Source organism: Corynebacterium confusum, from assembly GCF_030408715.1.
In the GTDB taxonomy this organism is placed as follows: Bacteria; Actinomycetota; Actinomycetes; order Mycobacteriales; family Mycobacteriaceae; genus Corynebacterium; species Corynebacterium confusum.
In genome coordinates this window covers 1362980-1388629 of record NZ_CP047202.1, presented here as the reverse complement: position 1 = coordinate 1388629, position 25650 = coordinate 1362980, and the positions used below count along the sequence as shown (strand labels likewise).

The following is a 25650-nucleotide window of genomic DNA, read 5'->3' as shown; positions in this document are numbered from 1 at the left end:
TGTAAAGAGACCATGCCAAAGCGCAACGATATTAACCACGTCCTGGTCATTGGCTCCGGACCCATCGTCATCGGCCAAGCCTGCGAGTTCGACTATTCCGGCACCCAGGCCTGCCGCGTACTCAAGGAAGAAGGCCTGCGGGTAACCCTGGTCAACTCCAACCCGGCCACCATCATGACGGACCCGGAATTCGCCGACCATACCTACGTCGAGCCCATCGAGCCGGAGTTCATCGAGAAGATCATCGTCAAGGAGATTGAGGAGGGCCACCGGATCGACGCCGTGCTGGCCACCCTGGGCGGCCAGACCGCCCTGAACGCGGCCATCCAGCTGGATCGCCTGGGCATCCTGGACAAATACGACATCGAGCTCATCGGCGCCGACATCGACGCCATCGAGCGCGGCGAGGACCGCCAGAAATTCAAGGACATCGTGGCCTCCGTCGGCGGCGAGTCCGCCCGCTCGGCGGTCTGCTACAACATGGACGAGGTCCACGCCACCGTCGAGAAGCTGGGCCTGCCCGTCGTCGTCCGCCCGTCGTTTACAATGGGCGGCCTGGGCTCCGGCCTGGCCTTTAGCTACGAGGACCTGGACCGTATCGCCGGCGGCGGCCTGGCCGCCTCCCCGGAGGCCAACGTGCTCATCGAGGAGTCGATCCTCGGCTGGAAGGAATTCGAGCTCGAGCTCATGCGCGACGGCGACGACAACGTCGTGGTCATCGCCTCCATCGAAAACGTCGACGCCCTGGGCGTGCACACCGGCGACTCGGTCACCGTGGCCCCGGCGCTGACCCTGACCGACCGCGAGTACCAGAAGATGCGCGACCTGGGTATTTCTATCATCCGCGCCGTGGGTGTGGACACCGGCGGCTGCAACATCCAGTTCGCCGTGAACCCGGAGGACGGCCGCATCATCGTCATCGAGATGAACCCGCGAGTGTCGCGTTCCTCCGCGCTGGCGTCGAAGGCCACCGGCTTCCCGATCGCCAAGCTGGCCGCGAAGCTGGCCATCGGCTACACCCTGGACGAGGTCACCAACGACATCACCGGCGTGACCCCGGCGGCCTTCGAGCCGACCCTGGACTACGTCATCGTCAAGGCCCCGCGCTTTGCCTTCGAGAAGTTCCCGGGCGCCGACGACACCCTGACCACCACCATGAAGTCCGTGGGCGAGGCCATGGGCATTGGCCGCAATTACATCGCCGGCCTGAACAAGGTCATGCGCTCGCTCGAGAACAAGCCCGCGGGCTTCTGGACCACCGACGACGAGTTCTTCGCCGGCGAGCGTGCCACCGACAAGAACGCCGTCCTGGACGACCTGCGCACCCCGACCGAGGGCCGCATGTACGACGCCGAGCTGGCCCTGCGCCTGGGCGCTACCGTGGACGAGGTCCACGAGGCCTCCGGCATCGACCCGTGGTTCCTGGCCGAGCTGCAGGCGCTGGTGACCTTCCGTACCAAGCTGCTGGAGGCCCCGGTCCTGGACGCCGACCTGCTGCGCGAGGCCAAGTACTTGGGCCTGTCCGACGCCCAGATTGCCGCGCTGCGCACCGAGTTCGCCGGCGAGGATGGCGTGCGCTCCCTGCGCTGGTCGCTGGGGATCCGCCCGGTCTACAAGACCGTGGATACCTGCGCCGGCGAGTTCGAGGCCCAGACCCCGTACCACTACTCGTCCTACGAGCTGGACCCGGACGCCGAGTCCGAGGTGGCCGAGCAGCGCGAGCGCGAAAAGGTCATCATCTTGGGCTCCGGCCCGAACCGCATCGGCCAGGGCATCGAGTTCGACTACTCCTGCGTGCACGCCGCTCTGGAGCTGTCGCGCCAGGGCTACGAAACCGTCATGGTCAACTGCAACCCGGAGACCGTCTCCACGGACTACGACACCGCTGATCGCCTCTACTTCGAGCCGCTGACGTTCGAGGACGTCATGGAGATCTACCACGCCGAGTCAGTCTCCGGCACCGTCGCCGGCGTTATCGTTCAGCTCGGCGGACAGACCCCGCTGGGTCTGGCTGAGCGCCTGGTCGAAGCCGGGGTGCCGGTCGTGGGTACCACCCCGGAGGCCATCAACCTGGCCGAGGACCGCGGTGAATTCGGCAAGGTGCTGGCCGCCGCCGAGCTGCCGGCCCCGGAGTTCGGCACCGCCACCAGCTTCGCGGAGGCCCGCGAAGTCGCCGCCAACATCAGCTACCCGGTGCTGGTGCGCCCGTCCTACGTGCTGGGTGGGCGCGGCATGGAGATCGTCTACGACGAGCCCTCCCTGGAGTCCTACATCGAACGCGCCACCGAGCTCAGCGAGGACCACCCGGTGCTGGTGGACCGCTTCCTGGACTCGGCCATCGAGATCGATGTCGACGCCCTGTGCGACGGCGAGGAGGTCTACCTGGGCGGCGTCATGGAGCACATCGAGGAAGCCGGTATCCACTCCGGCGACTCCTCCTGCTCGCTGCCGCCGATGACCCTGGGGCCGCAAGACATCGAGAAGGTCCGCGAATCGACCCGCAAGCTCGCCGAGGGCATCGGGGTCAAGGGCCTGATGAACGTCCAGTACGCGCTCAAGGACGACGTGCTCTACATCATCGAGGCCAACCCGCGCGCCTCCCGCACGGTCCCGTTCGTGTCCAAGGCGACCGGCGTGCAGCTGGCGAAGGCCGCTGCCCGCATCATGATGGGCGCGACCATTGCCGACCTGCGCTCCGAGGGCATGCTGCCGGAAAGCTATGACGGCGGCGCGCTGCCGATGGAGCACCCGCTGGCGGTCAAGGAAGCAGTCTTGCCTTTCAACCGCTTCCGCCGCCCGGACGGTTCCATGCTGGATACCTTGCTGTCGCCGGAGATGAAGTCCACCGGCGAGGTTATGGGCCTGGCCGACAACTTCGGCGCCGCCTACTTCAAGGCGGAGACCGCCGGCTTTGCCAAGCTGCCGAAGGAAGGCTCGGTCTTCGTCTCCGTGGCCAACCGCGACAAGCGCACGCTCATCTTCCCGATCCACCGCCTGTCGACGATGGGATACAAGATCCTGGCCACCGCCGGGACCGCCTCCATCCTGCGCCGCAACGGCATCGAGTGCGAGTCCGTGCTCAAGTCCTCGGACATCCGCGGTGGGGCAGAGGGCAAATCCATCGTGGACCGCATCCTGGACGGCGAGGTCGACCTCATCATCAACACCCCGGCCGGTTCCTCCGGCTCCCGCCACGACGGCTACGAGATCCGCGCCGCCGCCGTCGAGGTGGACGTGCCGCTGATTAACACCGTCCAGGGCGTGACCGCCGGCGTCCAGGCGCTCGAGGCGCAGCGCCAGGGCAACTTCGAGGTACGCGCGCTGCAGGAGCTCAGGCATGCCCCAGTCAACAACTAGCCAACAGCAACCCGGGACGAGAGCGCCGGGCTGCGGCGAGCGGCTGGTCGCGGCCGGCCAGCAGCGCGGCCGGCTGTGCGTCGGCATCGACCCGCACCCCTACCTGCTTCAGCAGTGGGGGCTGGGCGTGGACGCCGCCGGCGTGCGGGAGTTTAGCCGCCGCTGCGTGGAGGCCTTCGCGCCGGTGGCCGCGCTGGTCAAGCCCCAGGTGGCTTTCTACGAGCGCTTCGGCTCCGCGGGCCTGGCGGCCCTGGAAGAGACCTTGGCTGATCTGCGCGCGGTCGGCTGCTTGAGCGTGGCGGACGCCAAGCGCGGCGACATCGGTTCCACCATGGCCGGCTACGCCGACGCCTGGATGGGCGAGGACTCGCCCCTAAGGGCCGACGCGGTCACCCTGAGCCCCTACCTGGGCGTGGGCGCCCTGGAGCCGGCCTTTGCGGCGGCCCAGGCCACCGGCCGGGGCATCTTCGTGCTGGCGGCTACCTCCAACCCGGAGGCCCGTCGCCTGCAGGGACTCCAGGCACCGGATAGCGGCCGCACCGTGGCCCAGTCGGTGGTGGATATCTGCGCCGAGCGCAACGCGGAAACCCGTCCCGGCCAGGTTGGGGATATCGGCGTGGTGGTCGGGGCAACCTTGGACACGCCGCCGGAGTTGGACCAGCTCAATGGGCCAGTCTTGCTGCCGGGCGTGGGCGCCCAGGGGGCCGGCCCCAAAGAGGTCCGCGCGATCGTGGCCGGGCGCAGCGAACTGGGCTTCGCGAACGTCTCGCGCGCCATCCTGGAGCGCGGCCCGAAGGTAGATGACCTGCGAAAAGCTGTGGATTCCATAGCCGCGGACTTCCGGGATTAGCGCGCGCCTCGGGCCGATTATCGGCCCCGGGCCTAACCTGGTATTTTAGTAACCGCACTTCGATGACGTGCTGAAACGGTGTGCGACACCAAGCCCGGTAACGGCATCGATTTACTAGCAGTGCTAGGATTGCCAGAAGTCGGAGCGGGTGCCTGCGTGTAATGCGCTGGTACTAGCTTCGGAATCTGGTATTCATGTACTGGACGTCAAAATCAATCTAACGAATCGGAGGAAACCCTGTGGCCCTTCCAAAGTTGACCGATGAGCAGCGTAAGGAAGCCCTCGCTAAGGCTGCTGAGGCTCGCAAGGCTCGCGCTGAGCTGAAGGCTGATCTGAAGCGCGGCGCTACCAACCTGAAGGAAGTTCTGGACAAGGCAGAAAGCGACGAGATCATTGGCAAGACCAAGGTCTCCGCTCTCCTGGAAGCACTGCCGAAGGTGGGCAAGGTCAAAGCTAAGGAAATCATGGAAGACCTGGAGATTGCTCAGACCCGCCGCCTGCGCGGCCTGGGTGAGCGCCAGCGTCGCGCCCTGCTGGAGCGCTTCGGCTACTCCTCCTAAGTCCGTCATGTCTGGTGCAACCAAACGCGGGCGGCTAGTGGTACTGGCTGGGCCGTCCGCAGTGGGTAAATCCACGGTGGTTTCGCGCCTACGCACCGGAGTGGACGGGCTGTACTTCAGCGTGTCCATGACGACGCGCCAACCCCGTCCTGGTGAGCAAGACGGGGTTGACTATTTCTTCGTCACCCCGGAGCAGTTCCAAGAACGTATCGACTCCGGCGAGATGCTCGAGTGGGCAGAGATCCACGGCGGGCTCCAGCGGTCGGGTACACCAGCGCAGCCCGTTAAGGACGCGATGGCCGAAGGCCGGCCGGTCTTGGTCGAAGTTGATCTGGCCGGTGCCCGCGCCGTCAAGCAGGCGCTGCCCGAGGCACAGCTGGTCTTCCTAGCGCCCCCGTCGTGGGATGTTCTGGTTGACCGCCTGACCGGCCGGGGTACGGAACCGCAGGGCGTTATCGAGCGTAGGCTGGAAACCGCGCGGCAGGAGCTAGCAGCCCAAGACGAGTTCGACCACGTGGTGGTCAACGAGGACTTGGAAGAGGCGGTCGCCGCCATCAGTGCTATCCTGCAAGGTTAGAGTCAGTATTCAAGTATCCGTAATTCAACGAAAAGGTGCATGTGACTAACGTGACCACCAATGACACCGCTGAGGCAGTAAAGGCCGAGCCGGTCTTCGATGCCCCCGAGGGCATCACCGCTCCGCCGATCGATGAGCTGCTGGACAAGGTATCTTCGAAGTACGCTCTGGTGATCTTCGCCGCGAAGCGTGCTCGCCAGATCAACAGCTACTACCAGAACCACGGTGATAGCGTGTTCGAGTTCGTCGGCCCGCTGGTCACCCCGGAAGCTGGCGAAAAGCCGCTGTCCATCGCCCTGCGTGAGATCGACGCGGGCTTGCTGGACCACGAGGAAGGCAACTAAGCCACTCGCGTTCCGCGTAGCACACCTCCCGGACGGGGCATCCCGCCCCGCCGGGAGGTTTTTGCGCGCTCTGGGCACCGGAGAGCGCCAGGGGAGCGGGCCCGGTGCGTACAATGAGGTGCTGTGACTGAGCAGAACGGACAAGAGCAGCAAGAAGCCCGCCAGCCGGCGGCACGTACCCCGCGCATCCTGGTGGGTGTGGCCGGGGGCATCGCCGCGTACAAGGCCTGCCACCTGGTGCGCGACCTGAAGGAAAACGGCGCGGACGTGCGGGTCATCCCGACCCCGAACGCGCTGAAATTCGTCGGCGCCGCGACCTTCGAGGCGTTGTCCGGCCATCCGGTGGACACCTCGGTTTTTACAGCCGTCGACGAGGTGCAGCACGTGGCGCTCGGCCAGCAGGCCGACGCCATCGTTATTGCCCCGGCCACCGCGGATCTGATCGCGCGGCTGGCCGCCGGGCGTGCCGACGATCTGCTCACCGCGTCTGTTTTGGTAGCGACCTGCCCGGTGATCGTGGCTCCCGCCATGCACACGGAGATGTGGAACCACCCTGCGACCCGGGACAACGTGGCCACCCTGCGCCGCCGCGGCGTCACGGTTCTCTACCCGGCGCACGGCCGGCTGACCGGCGCCGACTCGGGTGCCGGCCGCCTGCTGGAGCCCGCGCAGGTCGCTGAGCTGACCCGCACGACCCTGGCCGGCTACGCGCCGAGCGCCGACTGGCAGGGCACGAAGGTGGTCATCTCCGCCGGCGGCACCCAGGAGGACCTAGACCCGGTGCGCTACCTGGGCAATCGTTCCTCCGGCCGCCAGGGTTTTGCCCTGGCCGAGCTGGCCAGCCAGCGCGGCGCCGAGGTCGTCCTGGTCGCCGGAAACATAGTGGACCTGCCGGTCCCGGCGGGTGCCCGCGTGGTGCGGGTGACCTCGACGCGGGACATGCTGGGGGCCATGCTGGCCGAATCCGCGGACGCCGACGTGGTCATCATGTCCGCGGCCGTGGCCGATTACCGTCCGGCCACCGTGGCCGAATCCAAGATGAAAAAGGGCGCGGATGACGCTAACCTGTCCCGCCTCGAGCTGGTGGAAAACCCAGACATCCTGAAGACGCTGGTTGACAAGCGAGCCGCCGGCGAGCTGCCGGGGCACCAGGTGCTGGTCGGCTTCGCGGCGGAGACCGGCGACGAAAACCACACCGCCGTCGAGCTGGCGCAGGCCAAGCTAAAGCGCAAGGGCTGCGACGTGCTCATGGCCAACGAAGTCGGGCACGGCAAGGTGTTTGGTCAGCTAGACAACCAGGGCTGGCTGCTGACCCCGGGCGCAGAGCCGCAGGAGGTGGCCTATGGGACAAAGCAGGTGGTCGCGGCCCAAATCCTGGCAGCAGTGGACCGCGTGATGGACGCCGCGATATAGACGTGAGGTTGATTACCCACAGACAGACTAGGTTGCTCTTATAGACTGCTTGGTCTATGGTGGGGGATTGTTAAAGCTTGATGCGTCAGTCGAGCTGGAGAATGTAGTTCGTAGAAAAGGATAAATACGTGTCAGAAAACGCCACCCCGGCGACCCGCCTATTTACCAGCGAGTCTGTAACCGAAGGTCACCCAGACAAGATCTGCGATGCCATCTCCGACGCCATCCTGGACGCCATGCTGGACGGGGATCCGCATGCGCGCGTAGCCGTCGAAACTCTGGTCACCACCGGCCAGGTCCACGTGGTCGGGGAGGTGCGCACCTCCACTTACGTGGAAATCCCGCAGCTGGTGCGCTCCACCCTGACGGAGATCGGTTTTACCTCCTCCGACGTCGGCTTCGACGGGAACACCTGCGGCGTCAACGTCGCCATCGGCGAGCAGTCCGCCGAAATCGGCGCCGGCGTTGACTCGTCCACCGAGGTCCGCTCCGGCGACGAATTCGAGGCCGACGACCAAGCCGGCGCCGGCGACCAGGGCCTGATGTTCGGCTACGCCACCAACGAGACCGACGAGTACATGCCGCTGTCCATCGCCCTGGCCCACCGCCTGGCCCGCCGCCTGACCCAGGTCCGCAAGGAGGGCATCGTCGACCACCTGCGCCCGGACGGCAAGACCCAGGTCACCTTCGCTTACGACGACGCCGGCAACCCGAAGCACCTGGACACCATCGTCATTTCCACCCAGCACGATGAGGAAATTACCCAGGAGGAGCTGGCCGAGCAGCTGCGCACCCACGTGGTGGAGTGGGTCATCAAGGACGCCGGCCTGGCCCATTTCTACGACTCGGAGTGCACCACGCTGCTGGTCAACCCGTCCGGCTCGTTCATCCTGGGTGGACCGATGGGGGATGCCGGTTTGACCGGCCGCAAGATCATCGTCGACACCTACGGCGGCATGGCCCGCCACGGCGGCGGCGCCTTCTCCGGCAAGGACCCATCGAAGGTCGACCGCTCGGCGGCCTACGCCATGCGCTGGGTGGCCAAGAACATCGTGGCCGCCGGCCTGGCGGATAAGGCCGAGGTGCAGGTGGCCTACGCCATCGGCCGCGCCAAGCCCGTGGGCCTGTACGTGGAGACCTTCGGCACCGCCCACGGCGACCTGACCGACGGCGCCATCCAGGCTGCCGTCAACGAGGTCTTCGACCTCCGCCCGGCCGCCATCATCCGCGACCTGGACCTGCTGCGGCCCATCTACCGCCAGACGGCCGCCTACGGCCACTTCGGGCGCACTGACGTTGACCTGCCCTGGGAGTCGACCGAACGGGCCGCCGCCCTGCGCGCTGCCGCCGGGCTGTAGAATCGGGGCCTATGCCTCCCAAGACACCCGCTGCCACCAAACCGGTGGCGCGGGTGTTGCCTTTATTGGGCATCTCCCACTTGGACCGCGGCTTCGACTACTACGTTAGCGAGGCCGACTCGGCGGCCGCGCAGCCCGGGGTGCGCGTGCGCATCCGCTTCGCCGGCCGCCTGTGCGACGCCCTCGTGCTCAGCCGCGAGCCGAGCCCGGAGTTTAGCGGCGAGCTGCGCTTTATCGAACGGGTCATCTCGGGTTTCGTGGTCTACCCGCCGCAGCTGGCCGCGCTGGTCAAATCCCTCGCCGACCGCTACGGCGGGGTGCGCTCTGACATCATCCGCTCGGCCCTGCCGCCGCGGCACGCCAAGGCCGAAGAGGCGGACTTCTCCACGCCCTGGGAGGAGCTCGGTTCGACCACGGAACCGGACCTGTCCGACTGGGCCGGCTATGTCCACGGGCAGTCCTTCGTTGACTACGTCTTAAGCGGCAACCCCGCCCGCGCTGCCTGGCAGATGGCCCCCGGTAACGAGTGGCACCGCCCGCTGGCGGCCTTGAGTGCCAAGGTCGCCATCGACGGCGGGGCCGTGCTGCTGGTCGTGCCCACCCAGCGCCAGCTCGACGAGCTGGAGCACAGCCTGCGCGACTACGTCTCCGCCAAGCAGATCACCGTGCTGTCCAACAGCCTGGGCCCGCAGGCGCGCTACCGGCGCTTCCTTTCCGCGGCTCAGGGGCAAGCCCGGATCGTGCTGGGCACCCGTTCAGCTGCCTTCGCCCCGGTGAAGGGGCTGCGCCTGGCAGTCGTGGTCGACGATGGCAACGACAACCTGGTCGATAACGTCAAGCCCTACGCCCACACCCGCGAGGTCTTAAGCACCCGCGCCGCCCAGGAATCCGCCTCCCTCATTGTCGCCGGGTTTTCCCGCACCGCGGAGGCCCAGCTGCTGGTCGAGTCCGGCTGGATGCACGATCTCGTGCCGGATCCGGCCACCCTGCGCGCCCGGATGCCGGCGGTGCTGCCCGTCGGCACCTACGGCATCGACCTATCCCGCAACACGGAGGGCGGGACCACCCGGCTGCAGGGCCCGGCCTATCAGGCGATGGCCCGCGCGCTGGACCGCGGAGAGCCCGTCCTGGTGCAGTCCCCGCGGGCCGGCTACATGCCGATTCTAGCCTGTGGGAATTGCCGCGCGCCGGCCCGCTGCCGGCATTGCAACGGGCCCATTGGCCTGCCGCCGGAGGAGGGCTCTGGCAGGTCGGGGCAGCCCTCCGCTCCGACCTGCCGGTGGTGCGGTAAAATCGCCGCGCATCACCGCTGCAGCGAATGCGGTTCGCCCCGGCTGCGCGCCATCGTGCTGGGGCAGGAGCGCACCGCCGAGGAATTCGGCCGCGCCTTCCCCTCGGTACGCGTCAAGGTCTCCGGCGGCAACCGCGTCATCGAGGAGATCGAACACGCCCCGCAGCTGGTGGTCGCGACCCCCGGGGCGGAGCCACCCGTGCGTGGCGGCGCTTATGGGGCGGTCATCTTGATGGACGCGGGCGCGCTGCTCAACCGCCAGGACCTGCGCGCCGGCGAGGATACCTTGGCCAAGTGGGCCCGGGCCGCCCGCCTGGCCGCCCCGGCCGGCCAAGGCGGAGAGGTCATCGTCGCCGCCGACCCGGACCTGCCCCTGGTGCAGTACCTGGCCGAGTGGGACTTCGCGGCCGCTGCCCACGCGGAGCTGTTGAGCCGGCGCGAGGTCCGCTTCCCGCCGGCGGTGCACATGGCCGCTATCGACGGCCCGGACGCCGCCCTGGACGGCTTCCTGGAGCTAGCGGAGCTGCCCGCGAACGCGGAGATCCTCGGCCCGGTTCCGCTGCCGCCGGGGCTGAAACTGCCCGGCGACTACGATGAACAGCGCCTGGGCGCGCCGCAGCGGGTCCTCGTGCGCACGCCGTTGGGGCCGCGCTCCGAGCTCGGCCGCGCCTTGCGGCAGGCGAACGCGGCGCGCACCTCCCGTAAGGATGACGCGCCCCTGCGGATTCAGGTAGATCCGATCCATATCGGCTAAAGCGGCGTGTTAGCCGCCAGAAAGGGACAACGACCATGACGTTGCGACAGATCCGCCTCTTCGGCGATCCCGTGCTCAACACCGCGGCGGACGCGGTGACCACCTTCGGCCCGGGGCTACGCACGCTGGCCCGGGACATGCTCGAAACCATGGATGATGCCGGCGGCGTCGGGCTGGCCGCCAACCAGGTGGGCGTGACCCAGCGGGTCTTCGTCTACGACTGCCCGGATGGCGGCGGGCGCCGCCGCGGCGTGCTGGTCAATCCTTCTTGGTCCCCGGTGGGCCGCGGCGCCGACGGGCAAGCCGCACCACTGGTGCCCGGGCGCGAAGGCTGCCTGTCCATCCCCGGGGTGCCCGGCACCGTGCCGCGCCACGAGCGGGTGGTAGTCAGCGGCTCGGACGAGTGGGGCCGGCGGGTATCTCTGCTCGCCGGCGGGTTGCTAGCCCGCTGCATCCAGCACGAGTCCGATCACCTGGATGGGGTGTTGTTCTTGGCGCACCTGAGCACCGAGGAACGCCGGGAGGCGATGGTGGCCATTCGCTCCGCGGACTGGTTTAACCGATAGTGAGAGCGGATCCGTATCATGAGGGAGACAACGCTGAACGCAAAGGTTAACCGGGTCTCCCGGTCAGGCCGCGGGAAGCGGGGAGCGAGAGGTCAATTGGGAAGGACGAGGGCCTAACCGTCATGCGAATTGTTTTTGCCGGGACACCAGAGCCGGCAGTGGTTGCCTTAGAAAAGCTCATTGCATCGGAGCACGAGGTCGTAGCCGTTATCACGCGGCCGGACGCGCGCCGCGGGCGCGGGCGGAGCCTGCACCCCAGCCCGGTCAAGGCCTGCGCGGAAAGCCACGGCATTGAGGTACTCACGCCCACGACCCTGAAGCCGGGCACCGAGGACGGTCAGGAGCTGCGCCGCCGGCTCATCGAGCTGGCTCCCGCGGCCATCCCGGTCGTGGCCTACGGCAACCTGATCACCCCGGACCTGCTGGGCGTGGCCCCGCACGGCTGGGTCAACCTGCACTTTTCCCTCCTGCCCGCCTGGCGGGGCGCGGCGCCGGTCCAGGCCGCCATCGCGGCCGGGGACGACATCACGGGGGTGACGACCTTCCGGATCGACGAGGGGCTGGATACCGGCGAGATTCTCGGCACCGTCACGGAGGAAATCCAGCCCACCGACACCGCCGATGATCTGCTGACCCGGCTGGCCTATACCGGCGGCGACCTGCTGGTGGCCACGATGGACCTGTTGGACAGCGGCGAGGCCGCGCCGCGCGCCCAGGAGGGGGAGGCGACCTACGCCGCCAAGATCTCCAAGGACGATGCCCGCATTTGCTGGCAGGACCCGGCCTTTGCCATCGACCGCACCGTGCGCGCTCACACCCCGGCCCCGGGCGCGTGGACGCTGTGGGGCTACAAGCGCGTCAAGCTGGGGCCGCTGACACCCGTCCGCCTGGACGGCGACGCCCGCCCGGACAGTGACCAGCTGGAACAGCTGCAGCCGGGCGAGCTGCACGTGGCCAAGGACGCCGTCTTCGTCGGCACCGGTAGCGGCGTGGTGCAGCTGGGCAACATCCAGCCGCCGGGAAAGAAGATGATGGAGGCCGCGGCCTGGGCCCGGGGCCTGAACCAGAACGATGGGAAGGTGGTCTTCGAATGAGTGGTGGTTTCCGTTCCCGCTCGAAGTCGGGAGACAAGCCGAAGAACAAGCCCACCCAGGGAGCCGGCCAGAGTCGTGGCGCGCATAATCGAGGCCAGGGCGGCGGGCGCAATTCCCGCGGCGGGAAGAATTTCCGCGATAACCGAGACAACCGCGGCCACCGGCAGGGACGCGGCGACGCCAACGCCGGCTCGTCCCGTCGTCCCGGGCGGGCCAACAGCGGGCAGCGCCTGAACGAGCGCGCGCAGGCGGCCTCCCTGGCGCAGGCCGCGAAGCAGGCCGGCCTGGACTTGCCGCGCGCGGTGGCGCTGGAGACTCTGCAGCGCGTGCACCAGGAGGGCGCTTTCGCGAACCTCATCCTGCCGCGGGCGCTGCGGGAGCACAACCTCAGCGGCCGCGACGCCGCCTTTGCCACCGAGATTGCCTACGGCACCCTACGCGCCGAGGGCGTGGTAGACGCGGTTATCGCGCGGTGCTCGAGCCGCGAGCTGTCGGCGATAGCGCCGGCCGTGCTCGACGCCCTGCGCATGGGCGTCTACCAGGTGCTCTACACCCGGGTCGAGGATCACGCCGCGGTGGATACCACCGTGCGTCTGGTCGAGGCGGCAGGGAAGACCAAGGCCAAGGGCTTTGCCAACGGCATCATGCGCTCGGTGACCCGCCGCGGCCGCGAGGACTGGATCAACCTGCTGGCCCCAGACGACGAGGTCGCCCGCCTGGCCTTCGAGCACGCCCACCCGGAGTGGATCGCCCGTTCCTTCGCCTGCGTGGTCGGACGCGAGGAGCTGCCTGCCGCGCTAGCCGCGGACTCCGAGCGCCCCGTGGTGCACCTGGTGGCGCGCCCCGGCGAAATCACCGCCGAAGAACTCGCGCTGATGACCGGTTGCGAGCAGGGGCGCTACTCGCCCTACGCGGTCTACTTGGAACACGGCGACCCGGCGGACCTGGAGCCGGTGAAGGAGCGCATGGCCGCCGTCCAGGACGAGGGTTCCCAGCTCATCGCCCGGGCCGTCGTCGAGGCCGAGGTCAGCGGGGAGGATCACGGCCGTTGGCTGGACCTGTGCGCCGGCCCGGGCGGCAAGGCGGCGCTCATGGGCGCGCTCGCGCGCATCGAGGGCGCGAAGGTGGACGCTGTCGAGGTCAGCGAGCACCGCGCCAAGCTCATCGACCGCACCGCCGGGGACCTGCCGGTGCGGGTCCACGTCGCCGACGGCCGCGATCCGGGCCTCGAACCCGGCTACGACCGCGTGCTCGTGGACGCGCCGTGCTCCGGGTTGGGCGCCCTGCGCCGCCGCCCAGAGGCCCGCTGGCGCAAGGAGGAGGCCGACCTGGCCGAGCTGAGCCGCCTGCAGTTCGAGCTGCTGCGCTCCGGGCTGGAGCTGCTCCGTCCGGGCGGCATCCTTATTTATTCGACGTGCTCGCCGGATTTGCGCGAGACGCGCTCAATCGTGGACAAGGCCGTCGCGCAGCTGGGCGCCGTGGAGGAGGACGCGCACGCGCTCCTGCCGGAGGCAATGACCGACGTGGGCGAGGAAAAATCGGTCCAGATGTGGCCGCACCGGCACGGCACGGACGCGATGTTCTTCGCGGCCCTGCGCCGCAAGGACACGTAGGATAGTAGACATGTCAGCACCGATCATTTCGCCGTCCATCCTGGCCGCGGATTTCTCGCGGCTCGGCCAGCAGATCGCCGCTATTTCCAACGCGGATTGGATCCACGTGGACATCATGGATGGCCACTTCGTCCCCAACCTGTCCTTTGGCCCGGGTATCACCTCCACGGTCAACGGCCTGACCGGCCAGCACCTGGACGTGCACCTGATGATCGAGCACCCCGAGAAGTGGGCGCAGACCTATATCGAGGCCGGCGCCGATTGCGTGATCTTCCACGTCGAGGCCATGGAGAGCACGGCCGCCGTGGTGGAGCTGGCCCGCGATCTGCGCAGCCAGGGGGTAATGGCCGGAATTTCCATCAAGCCGGACACTCCCATCGAACCCTGGCTGGAGATCTTGGAGGATATCGACCTGGTCCTGGTCATGAGCGTTGAGCCCGGCTTCGGCGGCCAGAAGTTCATGCCGGAAATGCTGGACAAGGCCCGTGCGCTCCGCGCGGCTATCGACGAGCGCGGCCTGGTGACCCTCATCGAGATAGACGGCGGCATCGACGCCACGACCATCTCGGAGGCCGCCGCGGCCGGGGTTGATGCCTTCGTGGCCGGCTCCGCCGTCTTCAAGCACGCCGACCCGGGCCAAGCCGTCGACGACCTGCGTGCGGCCGCCACCCAAGCCGCCGCCTCTTAGTAAGACAGCCACCTACCGCGTACCCATTCATCTACCACGCACGCAGCCGCCGGGCTGGGCCGCAAAAAGGCGAAGAACACAGACTTTTTGGAAAGGAATCGCATGCCAGAAGGACTCGCAGCGGGCATCGGCCGCGCCATTGAACGAGCAATCGAATTGGGCGCCGGCGTGAGGGGGACGACCAGCCCGAACCCGCCGGTGGGCGCGGTCGTGCTCGGCGCGAACGGCGAAATCGTCGGCGAGGGAGCCACGCAGCCGGCCGGCAGTGACCACGCGGAGGTCGTGGCCTTACGCGCGGCGGGCGAGGCCGCGGCCGGCAGCACCGTGGTCGTGACCCTGGAGCCGTGCAACCACACTGGGCGCACCGGCCCGTGCGCGCAGGCGCTTATCGATGCCCGGGTGGCGCGCGTTATCTACCTGCACGCGGATCCCACCGGCGCGGCCGGCGGCGCCGAGGCCCTGCGCCAGCACGGCATCGAGGTCGAAAAGCGGGACGTGCCGGCGGCCCTGCGCACCCGGGACGCCGTGGTCTCGTGGCTGACCTCGGTGCGCCTGAAGCGTCCGCACGTGACCGTGAAATTCGCCCAGACCCTGGACGGGTACACCGCCGCGGCCGACGGGACCAGCCAGTGGATCACCGGCACCGCCGCCCGCGAGTACGCACACCGCGATCGCGCTCACCGCGACGCGATCGTGGTCGGCACCGGCACGGCACTCGCGGATAACCCCTCGCTGACCGCGCGGCGGGCCGACGGCAGCCTCTACGAGAACCAGCCGCGACGCGTGGTCATCGGCAAGCGCGATCTGCGCGCCGCGGGCCCGGCGTCGACCAACCTCCGGGAGCTGGGTTATACCCAGTACGGCGACCTCGAAGAGGCCATGGATGAAATGTATGACGACGGGGTGCGCGACGTGCTCGTCGAGGGCGGGGCCGGGCTGGCCAGCGCCCTGTTCTACGGCGGCTACGTGGACGCCATCAACGCCTATATTTCGCCGGTGCTGCTGGGCGAGGGGCTCGGCATCCTGGCCCACCCGCTGGTCGACACCCTGGCGGACGCCCCGCGCTTCCACCACCTGGGTACCCGCCAGCTGGGCGAAGACGTCCTGGTGGAATACGTCACCAGCGACGCGGCGTTGGAGAGCATGAAGCTCTAGCACAACTGAATACCTTTTAGAACGAACGAAGACGCAGACGCCGTGAGCGCCGCAGAGCACGGCGAAGGAGATACGCACCAGAAGTGTTTACCGGCTTGATTGAAGAGACTGGGGCAGTCGAGTCCCTCGAGCAGCTGGGGGATTCCATCCGGCTGTGGGTTCGCGCCCCGCACGTGGTCCAGGACGCGGGCTTGGGGGATTCGATCGCCGTCAACGGCGTGTGCCTGACCGTGGCGGAGCTCACCGCGGACCGCACCGGCTTTGCCGCGGACGTGATGCAGGAATCCCTGAGCCGCAGTGCGCTGGGCCAGCTCGGCGTTGGCGACCGGGTGAACCTGGAGCGGGCCCTGGCGGCGGCGGCGCGGCTGGGCGGCCATATCGTGCAAGGCCACGTCGACGGCACCAGCCGCCTGGTCGAGCGCACGCCCTCGGAACACTGGGAGGTCCTGCGCTTCGAGCTGCCGGAGCAGCTGGCGCGCTACGTGGTGGAGAAGGGCTCCATCGCCATCAACGGCACCTCGCTGACCGTCAGCGCCCGCGGCGAGGACTGGTTCGAGGTCTCGCTCATCCCGGTGACCCTACGGGATACCACCCACGGCGACCTAGCGCCCGGCGACGTGGTGAACCTGGAAGTCGATATCCTGGCAAAATACGTGGAAAATATGCTGTCCTACCCGAAGGCCGGCGGCGCTGTCGACCCGACTAAGGTTGAGCACTATGAGCGTTGAGGAGCAGCAGACGGCCGCGGGTAGCGTGCGGCTGGATTCGGTGGAGACCGCCATCGCGGAGATCGCGGCCGGCAAGCCCGTCGTCGTGGTTGATAACGAGGACCGAGAAAACGAGGGCGATCTGATCTTCGCCGCCGAGCTGGCCACCCCGGAGCTGGTCGCTTTCATGGTGCGCTATTCCTCCGGCTATATCTGTGCCCCGCTGCTGCCGGCCGACTGCGCCCGGCTGAACTTACCGCCCATGGTCGCGCGCAACGAGGACGTGCGCGGCACCGCCTACACCGTGACCGTCGACGCCGCCACCGGCACCACGGGCATCTCCGCGACCTCCCGCGCCGAAACCATCCGTCGCCTGGCGGATCCGGAATCCACCACGCAGGACTTCACCCGCCCCGGCCACGTGGTACCGCTGGCCGCCCGGCCGGGCGGGGTGCTGGAGCGCGAGGGCCACACGGAGGCCTCGGTCGACCTGGCCCGCCTGGCGGGCCTGCGCCCGGCTGGCGTGCTGTGCGAGATCGTCTCCGAGGAAGATCCGACGGACATGGCGCGCTCGCCGGAGCTGCGCCGCTTTGCCGACGAGCACGGCCTAGCGATGATCTCCATCGAGCAGCTCATCCAGTGGCGCCGCCGCCACGAGAACCAGGTCGAGCGCGTCGTGGACACCCAGCTGCCCACCGACTACGGCCGCTTTACCGCCATCGGCTACCGCCACGCGGTGGACGGCCAGGAGCACGTGGCTCTCGTCGCGGGCGACCCAGAGCAGCTGCGCGGTGCGGAAAACGTCACCGTGCGCGTCCACTCGGAGTGCTTGACCGGGGACGTCTTTTCCTCCCGGCGCTGCGACTGCGGCCAGCAGCTGCACCGCTCGCTGGAAATCATCCAGGAGGCTAGCAGCGGCGTGGTCATCTACCTGCGCGGACACGAGGGCCGCGGCATCGGCTTACTCCACAAGCTGCAGGCCTACCAGCTCCAGGACCAGGGCTTGGATACCGTGGACGCGAACCTGGAACAGGGCCTGCCGGAAGACGCCCGCGAGTACTCCGTGGCGGGGCAGATCCTGCGGGATCTGGGCATCGTCTCGGCCCGCCTGCTGACCAACAACCCGCACAAGGGCCAGGGGCTGGCCGGCTTCGGCGTCGACGTGAGCGCGCACCAGCCGCTGGAGGTCACGCCGAACGCAGACAACATCAAATACTTGCGCACCAAGCGCGACCGGATGGGCCACGACCTGCCGCAGGTCGCCGCCTGGGACGCCGAGCACGGCGTCACCTCCTAGGCAGTGCCAGCTGCCGCGCACGGCGCAGCACCACCGCTAAGACAGCACCACCGACACAAAGACCACCGACCGGAAAGAGGTACCGAAATGAGTAAGGAAGGCTTGTCGGCGATCGACTCGGTCGATGCGCGCGGGATTTCCGTCGCCGTTATCACGGCGACTTGGAACGCGGAAATCTGCGATCAGTTGCACGCCGAGGCGCTGGCCGCCGCCGAACGCAACGGCGCGAGCGCCGAGGGCTTCCGGGTCGTCGGGGCGCTGGAGATCCCCGTGGCTGTCCAGGCCGCGGCGCGGCGTTTCGATGCCGTGGTGGCGCTCGGCTGTGTCATCCGCGGCGGCACCCCGCACTTCGACTACGTCTGCGACTCCGTCACGCAGGGGCTGACCCGGATCGCGCTGGATGAGTCCACGCCGGTGGCCAACGGCATCCTCACCGTCAACGATCACGACCAAGCCGTGGACCGGGCGGGCTTTGCCGGCTCCGCTGAGAACAAGGGATCCGAGGCCATGGTGGCGGCGCTTGACACCGTTGTGAAGCTGCGGGCGATTAACCAATCCGGTAGCACGGACGTAGACTATGAGGGCGCAGACAAAGGAGTGGAGCACTGATGACTGACAGCACTGGCAAGCCGGCGAAGCCACAACTGTCCGAAGAGGAGTTGCTGGCCTATACCCGCATCGATCCCTTCGCCCTGACCAGCAACAAGCCGTGGGAGCTCGAGGTCAAGTCCCCGTACCTGCGCAAGCTGGCGGTCATCGTCGTCATCGTGGTCATGGCAATCCACATCTTCATGGGCCTAACCCTGGACATCGAGTTCACGGGCGCGACCGTGACCACCATTGACAAGTTCGCCTTCCCTGGTGTGGGCGTGCTGCTGTCCATCCTGTTCTGGCTCATCCTGACGCGCCCGCGCGTACGGGCCAACGAGGACGGGGTAGAGGTCCGCAACATCGTGGGCACCCGCTTCTACCCGTGGGCGGTCATCTACGGCCTGTCCTTCCCCGAGGGCGCGCGCATGGCGCACCTCGAGCTGCCGGAATTCGAATACGTACCGATGTGGGCCCTGCAGGCCGGTGACAAGTCCACCATTATGGACTCCGTCAACAAATTCCGCGCCCTGGAAGCCCGCTACATGCCGCAGGATTAGGCGCCGCTGTGGCTGATCCAACTACCTATCGGCCGGCCCCCGGAACCATCCCCACGGAACCGGGGGTCTATAAGTTCCGAGACGAAAATCGCCGCGTCGTCTACGTGGGCAAGGCGAAGAACCTGCGGGCCCGGCTGTCCAACTACTTCCAGGACATCACGCAGCTGCACCCGCGCACCCGCCAGATGGTGCTGACCGCGGCGTCGGTGGAATGGACCGTGGTGGCCAGCGAGGTGGAAGCGCTCCAGCTCGAATACACCTGGATTAAGCGCTTCGACCCGCGGTTCAACGTCATGTACCGCGATGACAAGACCTACCCGATGCTCGCGGTTTCGGTGGGCGAGCGCTTCCCCCGTGCGTTTTTCTACCGCGGTCCGCGGCGCAAGGGCGTGCGCTATTTTGGCCCCTACTCGCACGCGTGGGCCGTGCGCGAGACCCTGGACCTGCTCACCCGCGTGTTCCCCATGCGCACCTGCACCAAGGGCGTGTTCAACCGCCACGAGGCGCTCGGCCGACCCTGCCTGCTGGGCTATATCGGCAAGTGCGATGCCCCGTGCATCGGCCGCGTCAGCGAGGACGAGCACCGCGCTACGGTTAAGCGCCTGGTCTCCTTCATGAACGGCAACACCGCCCCGGTGACCCGCCAGCTCACCCAGGAGATGGAAGAAGCCTCGGCCAACCTGGAATTCGAACGGGCCGCGCGCCTGCGGGACGACCTGGGCGCTATCAACAAGATCATGGAGCAGCAGGCCGTCGTCTTCAGCGACGGCACGGACGCCGATCTTATCGCCTTCCACACCGACGAACTCGAGGCCGCGGTGCAGATCTTCCACGTGCGCGACGGGCGCATCCGCGGCCAGCGCGGCTGGGTCGTGGAGAAGGTCGGGGACCAGGCCAGCACAGAGACGGTCGTCGAGGGGGAGGAGGACCCGGCGCTGCCGGCGCTCATCCAGAACTTCCTCATCCAGTTCTATGCCGACGCCGTGGAGCGCGAGAAGCAGGAGGCCGCCGAGGACGCGGCCATCGACCTGGGCGTGCCGCGCCGCGGCGTCGACCAGGAATCCCACGCGAAGTCGCGCACGGTCAAGGTGGTCCCTCCGGAAATTCTGGTCCAGCGCCCGCCGGCCGAGAACGCGGAGGTCAAGCAGCTGCTGGAGGAGCTGCGCGGGGCCCGGGTGGATCTGCGCGTGCCGCAACGCGGGGACAAGCGCGCCCTGATGGAGACGGTCGCGCGCAACGCCAAGGACGCCCTGCGCCAGCACAAGCTCAAGCGCGTGGGCGATCTGACCGCCCGTTCGGCCGCGCTGCAGGACATCCAGGAAGCCCTGGGTATGGAGCAGGCGCCCCTGCGCATCGAGTGCACGGATATCTCCCACATCCAGGGCACCGACGTGGTGGCCTCCCTCGTGGTCTTCGAGGACGGCCTGCCACGGAAGTCGGACTACCGGCGTTACCGCATCAAGGAAGCGGCCGGCGACGGCCGCTCCGACGACGTCGGCTCGATTGCGGAGGTCACCCGCCGCCGCTTCAAGCGCCACCACGTGGACAAGCTGGCCAACCCGGACGAGGAGTCGGAGGAGCAGACCTTCTCCGACGAGCAGATCGTGGAGGAATCCGCGGAGGCCGGGCGCCGCTTTGCCTACCCGCCGCAGCTGTTCATCGTCGACGGCGGCACGCCCCAGGTGGCCGCGGCCCATGAGGTCTTCGACGAGCTGGGCATCAACGACGTCGTGCTCGTGGGCCTGGCCAAGCGCCTGGAGGAGATCTGGGTGCCCGGCGACGACGAGCCGGTGATCCTGCCGCGCAACTCGCAGGCGCTCTACCTGCTGCAGCAGATCCGCGACGAGGCCCACCGCTTTGCCATTACCTACCACCGGCAGCAGCGCTCGGCGCGGATGCGCTCGTCGGTGCTGGATGCCATCCCGGGGCTCGGACCGCAACGGCGCAAGGACCTGGTCAATCATTTCGGTTCCGTCAAGAAGCTCAAGCAGGCCTCCGTCGAGGAAATCGCTGAGGTCAAGGGCTTTGGCCCGAAGCTAGCCCAGACCGTCTTCGACGGCCTGCAGGCCCGCTAAGAATCCAGACGGGCCGGGATCGGCCGCGAACCAGATAGAATGGCCCCATGGCACAATTCGTCACCCCTCCCATCCTGCTGACCGGCATGTCCGGCGGCGGGCTGAGCTCGGCGGCCAAGGTCCTAGAAGACAAGGGCTATTTCGTCGCGCACAACCTGCCCCTGGTGCTCATCGTGGAGCTGTTGGAGCTGTGCGCCCAGGACGACTCGCCCGTGGACAAGGTCGCCGTCGTCACCGACGTGCGCAGCCGGATGTTCCCCGGTTCCTTGCTGGAGACCTTCGACCAGCTGCGCGAGCGGGACATGCAGCCCACCGTGCTGTTCATGGATGCCCGGGACGACGTACTGATCCGGCGCTTCGACTCCGTCCGGCGCACCCACCCGCTGCAGGGCGAGGACACCCTCAAGGTGGGCATCCGCCGGGAGCGCGACGCTATCGCGAGCGTGCGCGCCCGCGCCGATATCATCCTGGACACCACGAACCTGTCGGTCCACGATCTGCGCCGCGCGATCGAGGCCTCCTTCGGGCCGCTGGGCAGCCAGAAGCAGCACGTCACCGTCGAGTCCTTCGGCTTCAAGCACGGCTCGCCGCGCGACGCGGACCTGGTCGTCGACGTGCGCTTCCTCCCTAACCCGTACTGGGTCCACGAGCTTCGGCCCTACCGCGGCACGGATGCGCCGGTGGCTGATTACGTGCTCTCCCAACCGAGTGCGGAGGAGTTCATCAACCGGTTTATGTCGATGTTGGATTCCATGCTGGCCGGCTACCACCACGAAGGCAAGAACTTCATCACGGTCGGCGTCGGCTGCACCGGCGGGCACCACCGCTCCGTGGCCGTGGCCGAGGAGATAGCCCACCGCCTCCGCGAGGCGGGCAAGGTGGACGTGAGCGTGCTGCACAGAGATATCGAGCGGGACTAAGCCACCGGCCCATCGAGCCACCCAGCCACTGGTAGCCAGCGATGCTCCCCAGTAAGTCCCAGCACAAGCATTCCCACTAACTGAATTTTCCCACTACCAACGCGGGCGAACAGCGGCCGCGGAGTCGGTGGTCCGAAGCAGGCCGGGCGCCCCGCGCCCCAGTACTAGGCAAGGGCCTGCACGACCTTCCGGTCCTGGGCCTTGAGCATTAGGGCCTGGAGGGCGCGGCCACCGGCGATGAGACCATAGAAAGGCGGCAGGGATCTTTTCCAATGTCTAATCCCTTCCACGTAGCCTGCCTGGGCGGCGGGCATGGCTTGTACCAAACTTTGCTCGCGGCGCAGAAGACCGGCGCCAAGAAGGTGACGGCTATCGTTACGGTGGCCGACGACGGCGGCTCCTCCGGGCGCCTGCGCCGCGAGCTGGCGATCATCCCGCCGGGGGATCTACGCATGGCGCTGGCGGCGCTGTCCGACGGCGAGGACGAGGGCCGCTTCTGGGCGACCACGCTCCAGCACCGCTTCGGCGGGCACGGGGCGCTGGCCGGGCACGCGCTGGGCAACCTGCTCATCGCTGGGTTGACCGAGATTTTGGGCGATAGCCAGGCCGCCCTCGACAAGGTCGCGGAGCTGACCGAGTCGCACGGCCGAGTCCTGCCGGTGGTCAACGAGCCGCTGGAAATCGAGGCCGAGGTCGCGGGCCTCGACGAGGACCCACGCGTGGTGCGCTCGGTCCGCGGCCAGGTGGCCGTCGCCTCAACTCCGGGCCAGGTCCGCCGCGTGCGGATCATCCCCGAGGACGCGCAGGTCAACGAGCTGGTGTTGGAGGCCATCGGCCAGGCCGACCTCATTACGCTGGGGCCGGGCTCGTGGTTTTCCTCCGTGTTGCCGCACGTGGTCATCCCGCGCCTGATGGAGACCATCAGCGCCGCCGATGCCCTGCGCGTGGTGGTGCTCAACCTGTCCGCGGAGCCGGGGGAGACCCAAGGGTTTTCCGCGGAGCGCCACCTCCACGTCCTGGCGCAGCACGCCCCGGGCCTGCGGATCGACAAAATCTTAGTGGAGGAGAAGATCCTCACCGCGCCCAGCGAGCGGGAGTACCTGCAGCGCGCCGCCCGCGTCTTAGGCGCCACGGTCGAATATGCGGACCTCTGCCGGCTGGACGATAATGGGCAGCCCACCAGCGTCCACGATCCGGATAAGTTGTCCGCTGCGCTTTCCCGGATGCATTCCGCCTTCCTCGAGGCCGGACGCTAGAATAGGCATTCTGCTTTAATATTTTTCATCTCTATTTCGATTACCTGACGACAACCGGTGTGGTGCTGCGGGCCGGAAGCTGGCACCGCAGGATAGAAAGGGCAGGAAGGCATAAAAGATGACTCTTACCGACGCGGTGAAAAAAGAGTTAACGGCGGTGCACGGCACCCGCACTAGCGCGCGGGCAGCAGAGCTGGCGGCCATCTTGCGTTTCGCCGGCGAGCTGACCGTCTCGGGCAGCTCCATGATGTACGAGGTGCAGCTGCCCGACCAGGACACGGCCGACCGGGTCATCGCGGCCCTCGACGAGCTTTGCGGGATCAAGGTGGGAAGCCACGTGGTGGGCCCGACCGCCGCCCAGGCCCATAAGCGGGCCCGCATCCACATCCGCATCACCGACGGTACCCCCGACCTGGTTCGCCGCCTGGGGCTTATCACTCGCTCCGGGCACCCGGTGGTGGGCCTGCCGCCGCAGGTGATTTCCGGCTCCATCGCCGACAACGAGGCCGCGTGGCGCGGGGCCTTCCTCGCCGCCGGCTCCCTCACCGAGCCGGGGCGGTCCTCCTCGCTCGAAGTCGTTTGCCCGTGCCAGGAGGCCGCTCTGGCCCTGGTGGGCTGCGCCCGGCGCCTGGGGCTGTCCGTCAAGACCAAGGAGACCCGCGGTGCTGACCGCGTGGTCGTGCGCGACGGCGACGCCATCGGTGCGCTGCTGACCCGCATGGGCGCGCAGGTCACCCGCCTGAAGTGGGAAAAGAAGCGCCTGCGCAACGAGGTGCGCATGAGCGGGGAGCGCCTGCAGAACTTCGACGACGCGAACCTGCGCCGCTCGGCCCGCGCGGCCGTGACCGCGGCGGCCCGCGTGGAACGCGCGATGGAGATCCTGGGCGACGACGTGCCGGAGCACCTGGCGGATGCCGGTCAGCTGCGCGTGCAGCACCGCGAAGCCTCCCTGGAGGAGCTCGGCCGCCTGGCCGATCCGCCGATGACCAAGGACGCGGTGGCCGGCCGGATCCGGCGCCTGCTGTCCATGGCGGACAAGCGGGCCGAGGAACTGGGCATCCCGTCGACCAGCGAGGCGGTCACCGAGGATCTCTTCGACGCGGACGGCGCCGGGCACGGCGAAGACCAGTCCGGCGCGGACAGCTAGGGCGCTCGGAAGCGACCGGGGGAGTGGTTTAATCCGCCCCGAGCGGGGATTTGTGCCCAGAATCACGCCCCTATTTTTCCCTCGGCCCTATGCGGATCTAACCGGGTATCGCCTTTTAACCTGCAGGTATTCGCGCTGTTTTGTGGCCGTGTCCAGGACTATTAGTCACCGGATGTGAGAATATGTCTGGTTTTGTTGATTTGCTTTCCGTTACCCGTGCGCGCTAGCGCGAGCGCCGGTAGTATCGGTCTTGTTGGAAGTTGTCGAGGAAAAGCCAAACTACCCCACGTAGCCCTCGGTGAGTTCCACCAGACGTAAACCCTTACGTACATCCAATTTTCTAGGAGAACATCAAGTGACTATCCGCGTAGGCATCAACGGCTTCGGGCGCATTGGCCGCAACTTCTTCCGCGCAGTCGTTGAAGGCGAGCACGACCTGGAGATCGTCGCGGTCAACGACCTGACCGACAACCAGACCCTGGCAAACCTGCTGAAGTACGACTCCGTCCTGGGACGCTTCCCGGGCGAAATTGCCTACGACGACGAGTCCATCACCGTCGATGGCAAGCGTGTGGTCGTCACCGAGGAGAAGGATCCGAAGGATCTCAACTGGGGTGAGCACGGCGTTGACATCGTCATCGAGTCCACCGGCAAGTTCCGCACCGGCGAGAGCGCCCGCGCTCACATCGACTCCGGTGCCAAGAAGGTCATCATCTCCGCCCCGGGCAAGGAGGTCGACGCCACCTTCGTCTACGGCGTCAACTCCGAGGAATACGACCCGGCTAACCACCACATCATCTCCGCTGCCTCCTGCACCACCAACTGCCTGGCTCCGATGGCCAAGGTGCTGGACGAGAAGTTCGGTATCGAAAGCGGCCTGATGACCACCATCCACGCCTACACCGGTGACCAGCGCCTGCAAGACGCTCCGCACAAGGACCTGCGCCGCGCTCGCGCCGCTGCCGTCAACATGGTCCCGACCTCCACCGGCGCTGCCAAGGCCGTGGCTAAGGTCCTGCCGAACCTGGAGGGCAAGCTGGACGGCTACGCCATGCGCGTTCCGGTCATCACCGGCTCCGCTACCGACCTGACCTTCACCGCCTCCCGCGACGTCACCGTCGAGGAAGTCAACGCCGCCATCAAGGAAGCGTCCACCGGCGAGTTCGCTGACGTTTTGGGCTACACCGAGGATCCGTTGGTCTCCACCGACATCGTCACCGACGGCCACGGCTGCATCTTCGACTCCGGCATGACCAAGGTCTCCAACGGCAACCTGGTCAAGGTACTCGGCTGGTACGACAACGAGTGGGGCTACACCGCCCAGCTGCTGCGCCTGACCGACCAGGTGGCAGCCAACCTCTAAGGAACAGTTTCTCTAAGAACTAGTTTCTGTGACACCGACCCACCGCAGGCCCAGCCCATCTGACGGCGCCGCCCGCGTTGGGTCGGTATTGTTTTAGGTGCATCAACTGTCGCCAAA

General features: G+C 67.6%; 22 protein-coding genes. All 22 read left to right on the top strand.

Annotated features, from left to right (window positions below; all coding sequences use genetic code 11):
* Window positions 1–12: 12 nt before the first annotated feature.
* The 22 genes from carB (at window position 13) to gap (ending at window position 25533) form a co-directional block, all read left to right on the top strand.
* Window positions 13–3357, top strand: a complete 3345-nt coding sequence (carB, locus tag CCONF_RS06475; RefSeq protein WP_290221900.1) for a carbamoyl-phosphate synthase large subunit — start codon at window positions 13–15, stop codon at window positions 3355–3357.
* Window positions 3338–4207 carry an orotidine-5'-phosphate decarboxylase gene (gene pyrF / locus CCONF_RS06470; protein ID WP_290221897.1) on the top strand — a complete coding sequence of 290 codons (870 nt, stop codon included), beginning with the start codon at window positions 3338–3340 and terminating at the stop codon, window positions 4205–4207. Before carB ends, pyrF begins: the two co-directional genes overlap by 20 nt.
* A gap of 239 nt (window positions 4208–4446) precedes the next feature.
* A complete protein-coding gene (gene mihF / locus CCONF_RS06465) occupies window positions 4447–4767 on the top strand; it encodes an integration host factor, actinobacterial type (protein ID WP_070768354.1) in 321 nt (106 codons plus the stop codon).
* 7 nt (window positions 4768–4774) lie between these two features.
* The gene (gene gmk, locus CCONF_RS06460) at window positions 4775–5344 is read left to right on the top strand and encodes a guanylate kinase (protein ID WP_290221893.1); all 570 of its coding nucleotides are present in this window, start codon (window positions 4775–4777) and stop codon (window positions 5342–5344) included.
* A gap of 41 nt (window positions 5345–5385) precedes the next feature.
* Window positions 5386–5688 (top strand): DNA-directed RNA polymerase subunit omega, encoded by a 303-nt coding sequence (rpoZ, locus tag CCONF_RS06455; RefSeq protein WP_070768356.1) that lies wholly within the window; start codon window positions 5386–5388, stop codon window positions 5686–5688.
* 123 nt (window positions 5689–5811) lie between these two features.
* Window positions 5812–7101, top strand: a complete 1290-nt coding sequence (gene coaBC, locus CCONF_RS06450) for a bifunctional phosphopantothenoylcysteine decarboxylase/phosphopantothenate--cysteine ligase CoaBC (protein ID WP_494337327.1) — start codon at window positions 5812–5814, stop codon at window positions 7099–7101.
* A 128-nt stretch (window positions 7102–7229) separates the two neighbouring features.
* Window positions 7230–8459, top strand: coding sequence for a methionine adenosyltransferase (metK, locus tag CCONF_RS06445; RefSeq protein ID WP_290221890.1), 1230 nt, complete (start codon window positions 7230–7232; stop codon window positions 8457–8459).
* An 11-nt stretch (window positions 8460–8470) separates the two neighbouring features.
* Window positions 8471–10504 carry a primosomal protein N' gene (locus CCONF_RS06440; protein WP_290221887.1) on the top strand — a complete coding sequence of 678 codons (2034 nt, stop codon included), beginning with the start codon at window positions 8471–8473 and terminating at the stop codon, window positions 10502–10504.
* Between the two features lie 35 nt (window positions 10505–10539).
* Window positions 10540–11070, top strand: coding sequence for a peptide deformylase (def, locus tag CCONF_RS06435; RefSeq protein ID WP_290221885.1), 531 nt, complete (start codon window positions 10540–10542; stop codon window positions 11068–11070).
* Between the two features lie 122 nt (window positions 11071–11192).
* A complete protein-coding gene (gene fmt / locus CCONF_RS06430; protein ID WP_290221883.1) occupies window positions 11193–12164 on the top strand; it encodes a methionyl-tRNA formyltransferase in 972 nt (323 codons plus the stop codon).
* Window positions 12161–13777 (top strand): RsmB/NOP family class I SAM-dependent RNA methyltransferase, encoded by a 1617-nt coding sequence (locus CCONF_RS06425; RefSeq protein WP_290221881.1) that lies wholly within the window; start codon window positions 12161–12163, stop codon window positions 13775–13777. Before fmt ends, CCONF_RS06425 begins: the two co-directional genes overlap by 4 nt.
* Before the next feature lie 10 nt (window positions 13778–13787).
* Window positions 13788–14465, top strand: coding sequence for a ribulose-phosphate 3-epimerase (gene rpe / locus CCONF_RS06420; RefSeq protein WP_290221879.1), 678 nt, complete (start codon window positions 13788–13790; stop codon window positions 14463–14465).
* Window positions 14466–14567: 102 nt separating this feature from the next.
* Window positions 14568–15620 (top strand): bifunctional diaminohydroxyphosphoribosylaminopyrimidine deaminase/5-amino-6-(5-phosphoribosylamino)uracil reductase RibD, encoded by a 1053-nt coding sequence (ribD, locus tag CCONF_RS06415; protein WP_290221877.1) that lies wholly within the window; start codon window positions 14568–14570, stop codon window positions 15618–15620.
* A gap of 83 nt (window positions 15621–15703) precedes the next feature.
* Window positions 15704–16348 (top strand): riboflavin synthase, encoded by a 645-nt coding sequence (locus CCONF_RS06410; RefSeq protein ID WP_290221875.1) that lies wholly within the window; start codon window positions 15704–15706, stop codon window positions 16346–16348.
* Window positions 16338–17624, top strand: a complete 1287-nt coding sequence (locus CCONF_RS06405) for a bifunctional 3,4-dihydroxy-2-butanone-4-phosphate synthase/GTP cyclohydrolase II (protein WP_290221873.1) — start codon at window positions 16338–16340, stop codon at window positions 17622–17624. Before CCONF_RS06410 ends, CCONF_RS06405 begins: the two co-directional genes overlap by 11 nt.
* An 87-nt stretch (window positions 17625–17711) precedes the next feature.
* Window positions 17712–18233 (top strand): 6,7-dimethyl-8-ribityllumazine synthase, encoded by a 522-nt coding sequence (ribH, locus tag CCONF_RS06400; protein ID WP_290221871.1) that lies wholly within the window; start codon window positions 17712–17714, stop codon window positions 18231–18233.
* A complete protein-coding gene (locus CCONF_RS06395; protein WP_290221869.1) occupies window positions 18233–18772 on the top strand; it encodes a PH domain-containing protein in 540 nt (179 codons plus the stop codon). Before ribH ends, CCONF_RS06395 begins: the two co-directional genes overlap by 1 nt.
* A gap of 8 nt (window positions 18773–18780) precedes the next feature.
* Window positions 18781–20847: an excinuclease ABC subunit UvrC gene (uvrC, locus tag CCONF_RS06390; RefSeq protein WP_290221867.1), complete on the top strand. Its 2067-nt coding sequence runs from the start codon at window positions 18781–18783 to the stop codon at window positions 20845–20847.
* 47 nt (window positions 20848–20894) lie between these two features.
* On the top strand, window positions 20895–21767 hold the full coding sequence (rapZ, locus tag CCONF_RS06385; protein WP_290221865.1) for an RNase adapter RapZ: 873 nt from the start codon (window positions 20895–20897) through the stop codon (window positions 21765–21767).
* 272 nt (window positions 21768–22039) lie between these two features.
* A complete protein-coding gene (locus CCONF_RS06380) occupies window positions 22040–23023 on the top strand; it encodes a gluconeogenesis factor YvcK family protein (protein ID WP_290221863.1) in 984 nt (327 codons plus the stop codon).
* Between the two features lie 118 nt (window positions 23024–23141).
* Complete coding sequence (gene whiA, locus CCONF_RS06375; RefSeq protein ID WP_290221861.1) at window positions 23142–24170, top strand: DNA-binding protein WhiA; 1029 nt, start codon at window positions 23142–23144, stop codon at window positions 24168–24170.
* 355 nt (window positions 24171–24525) lie between these two features.
* Entirely contained in the window at window positions 24526–25533 is a 1008-nt protein-coding gene (gene gap, locus CCONF_RS06370) for a type I glyceraldehyde-3-phosphate dehydrogenase (protein ID WP_290221859.1), read from the top strand.
* Window positions 25534–25650: the final 117 nt, after the last annotated feature.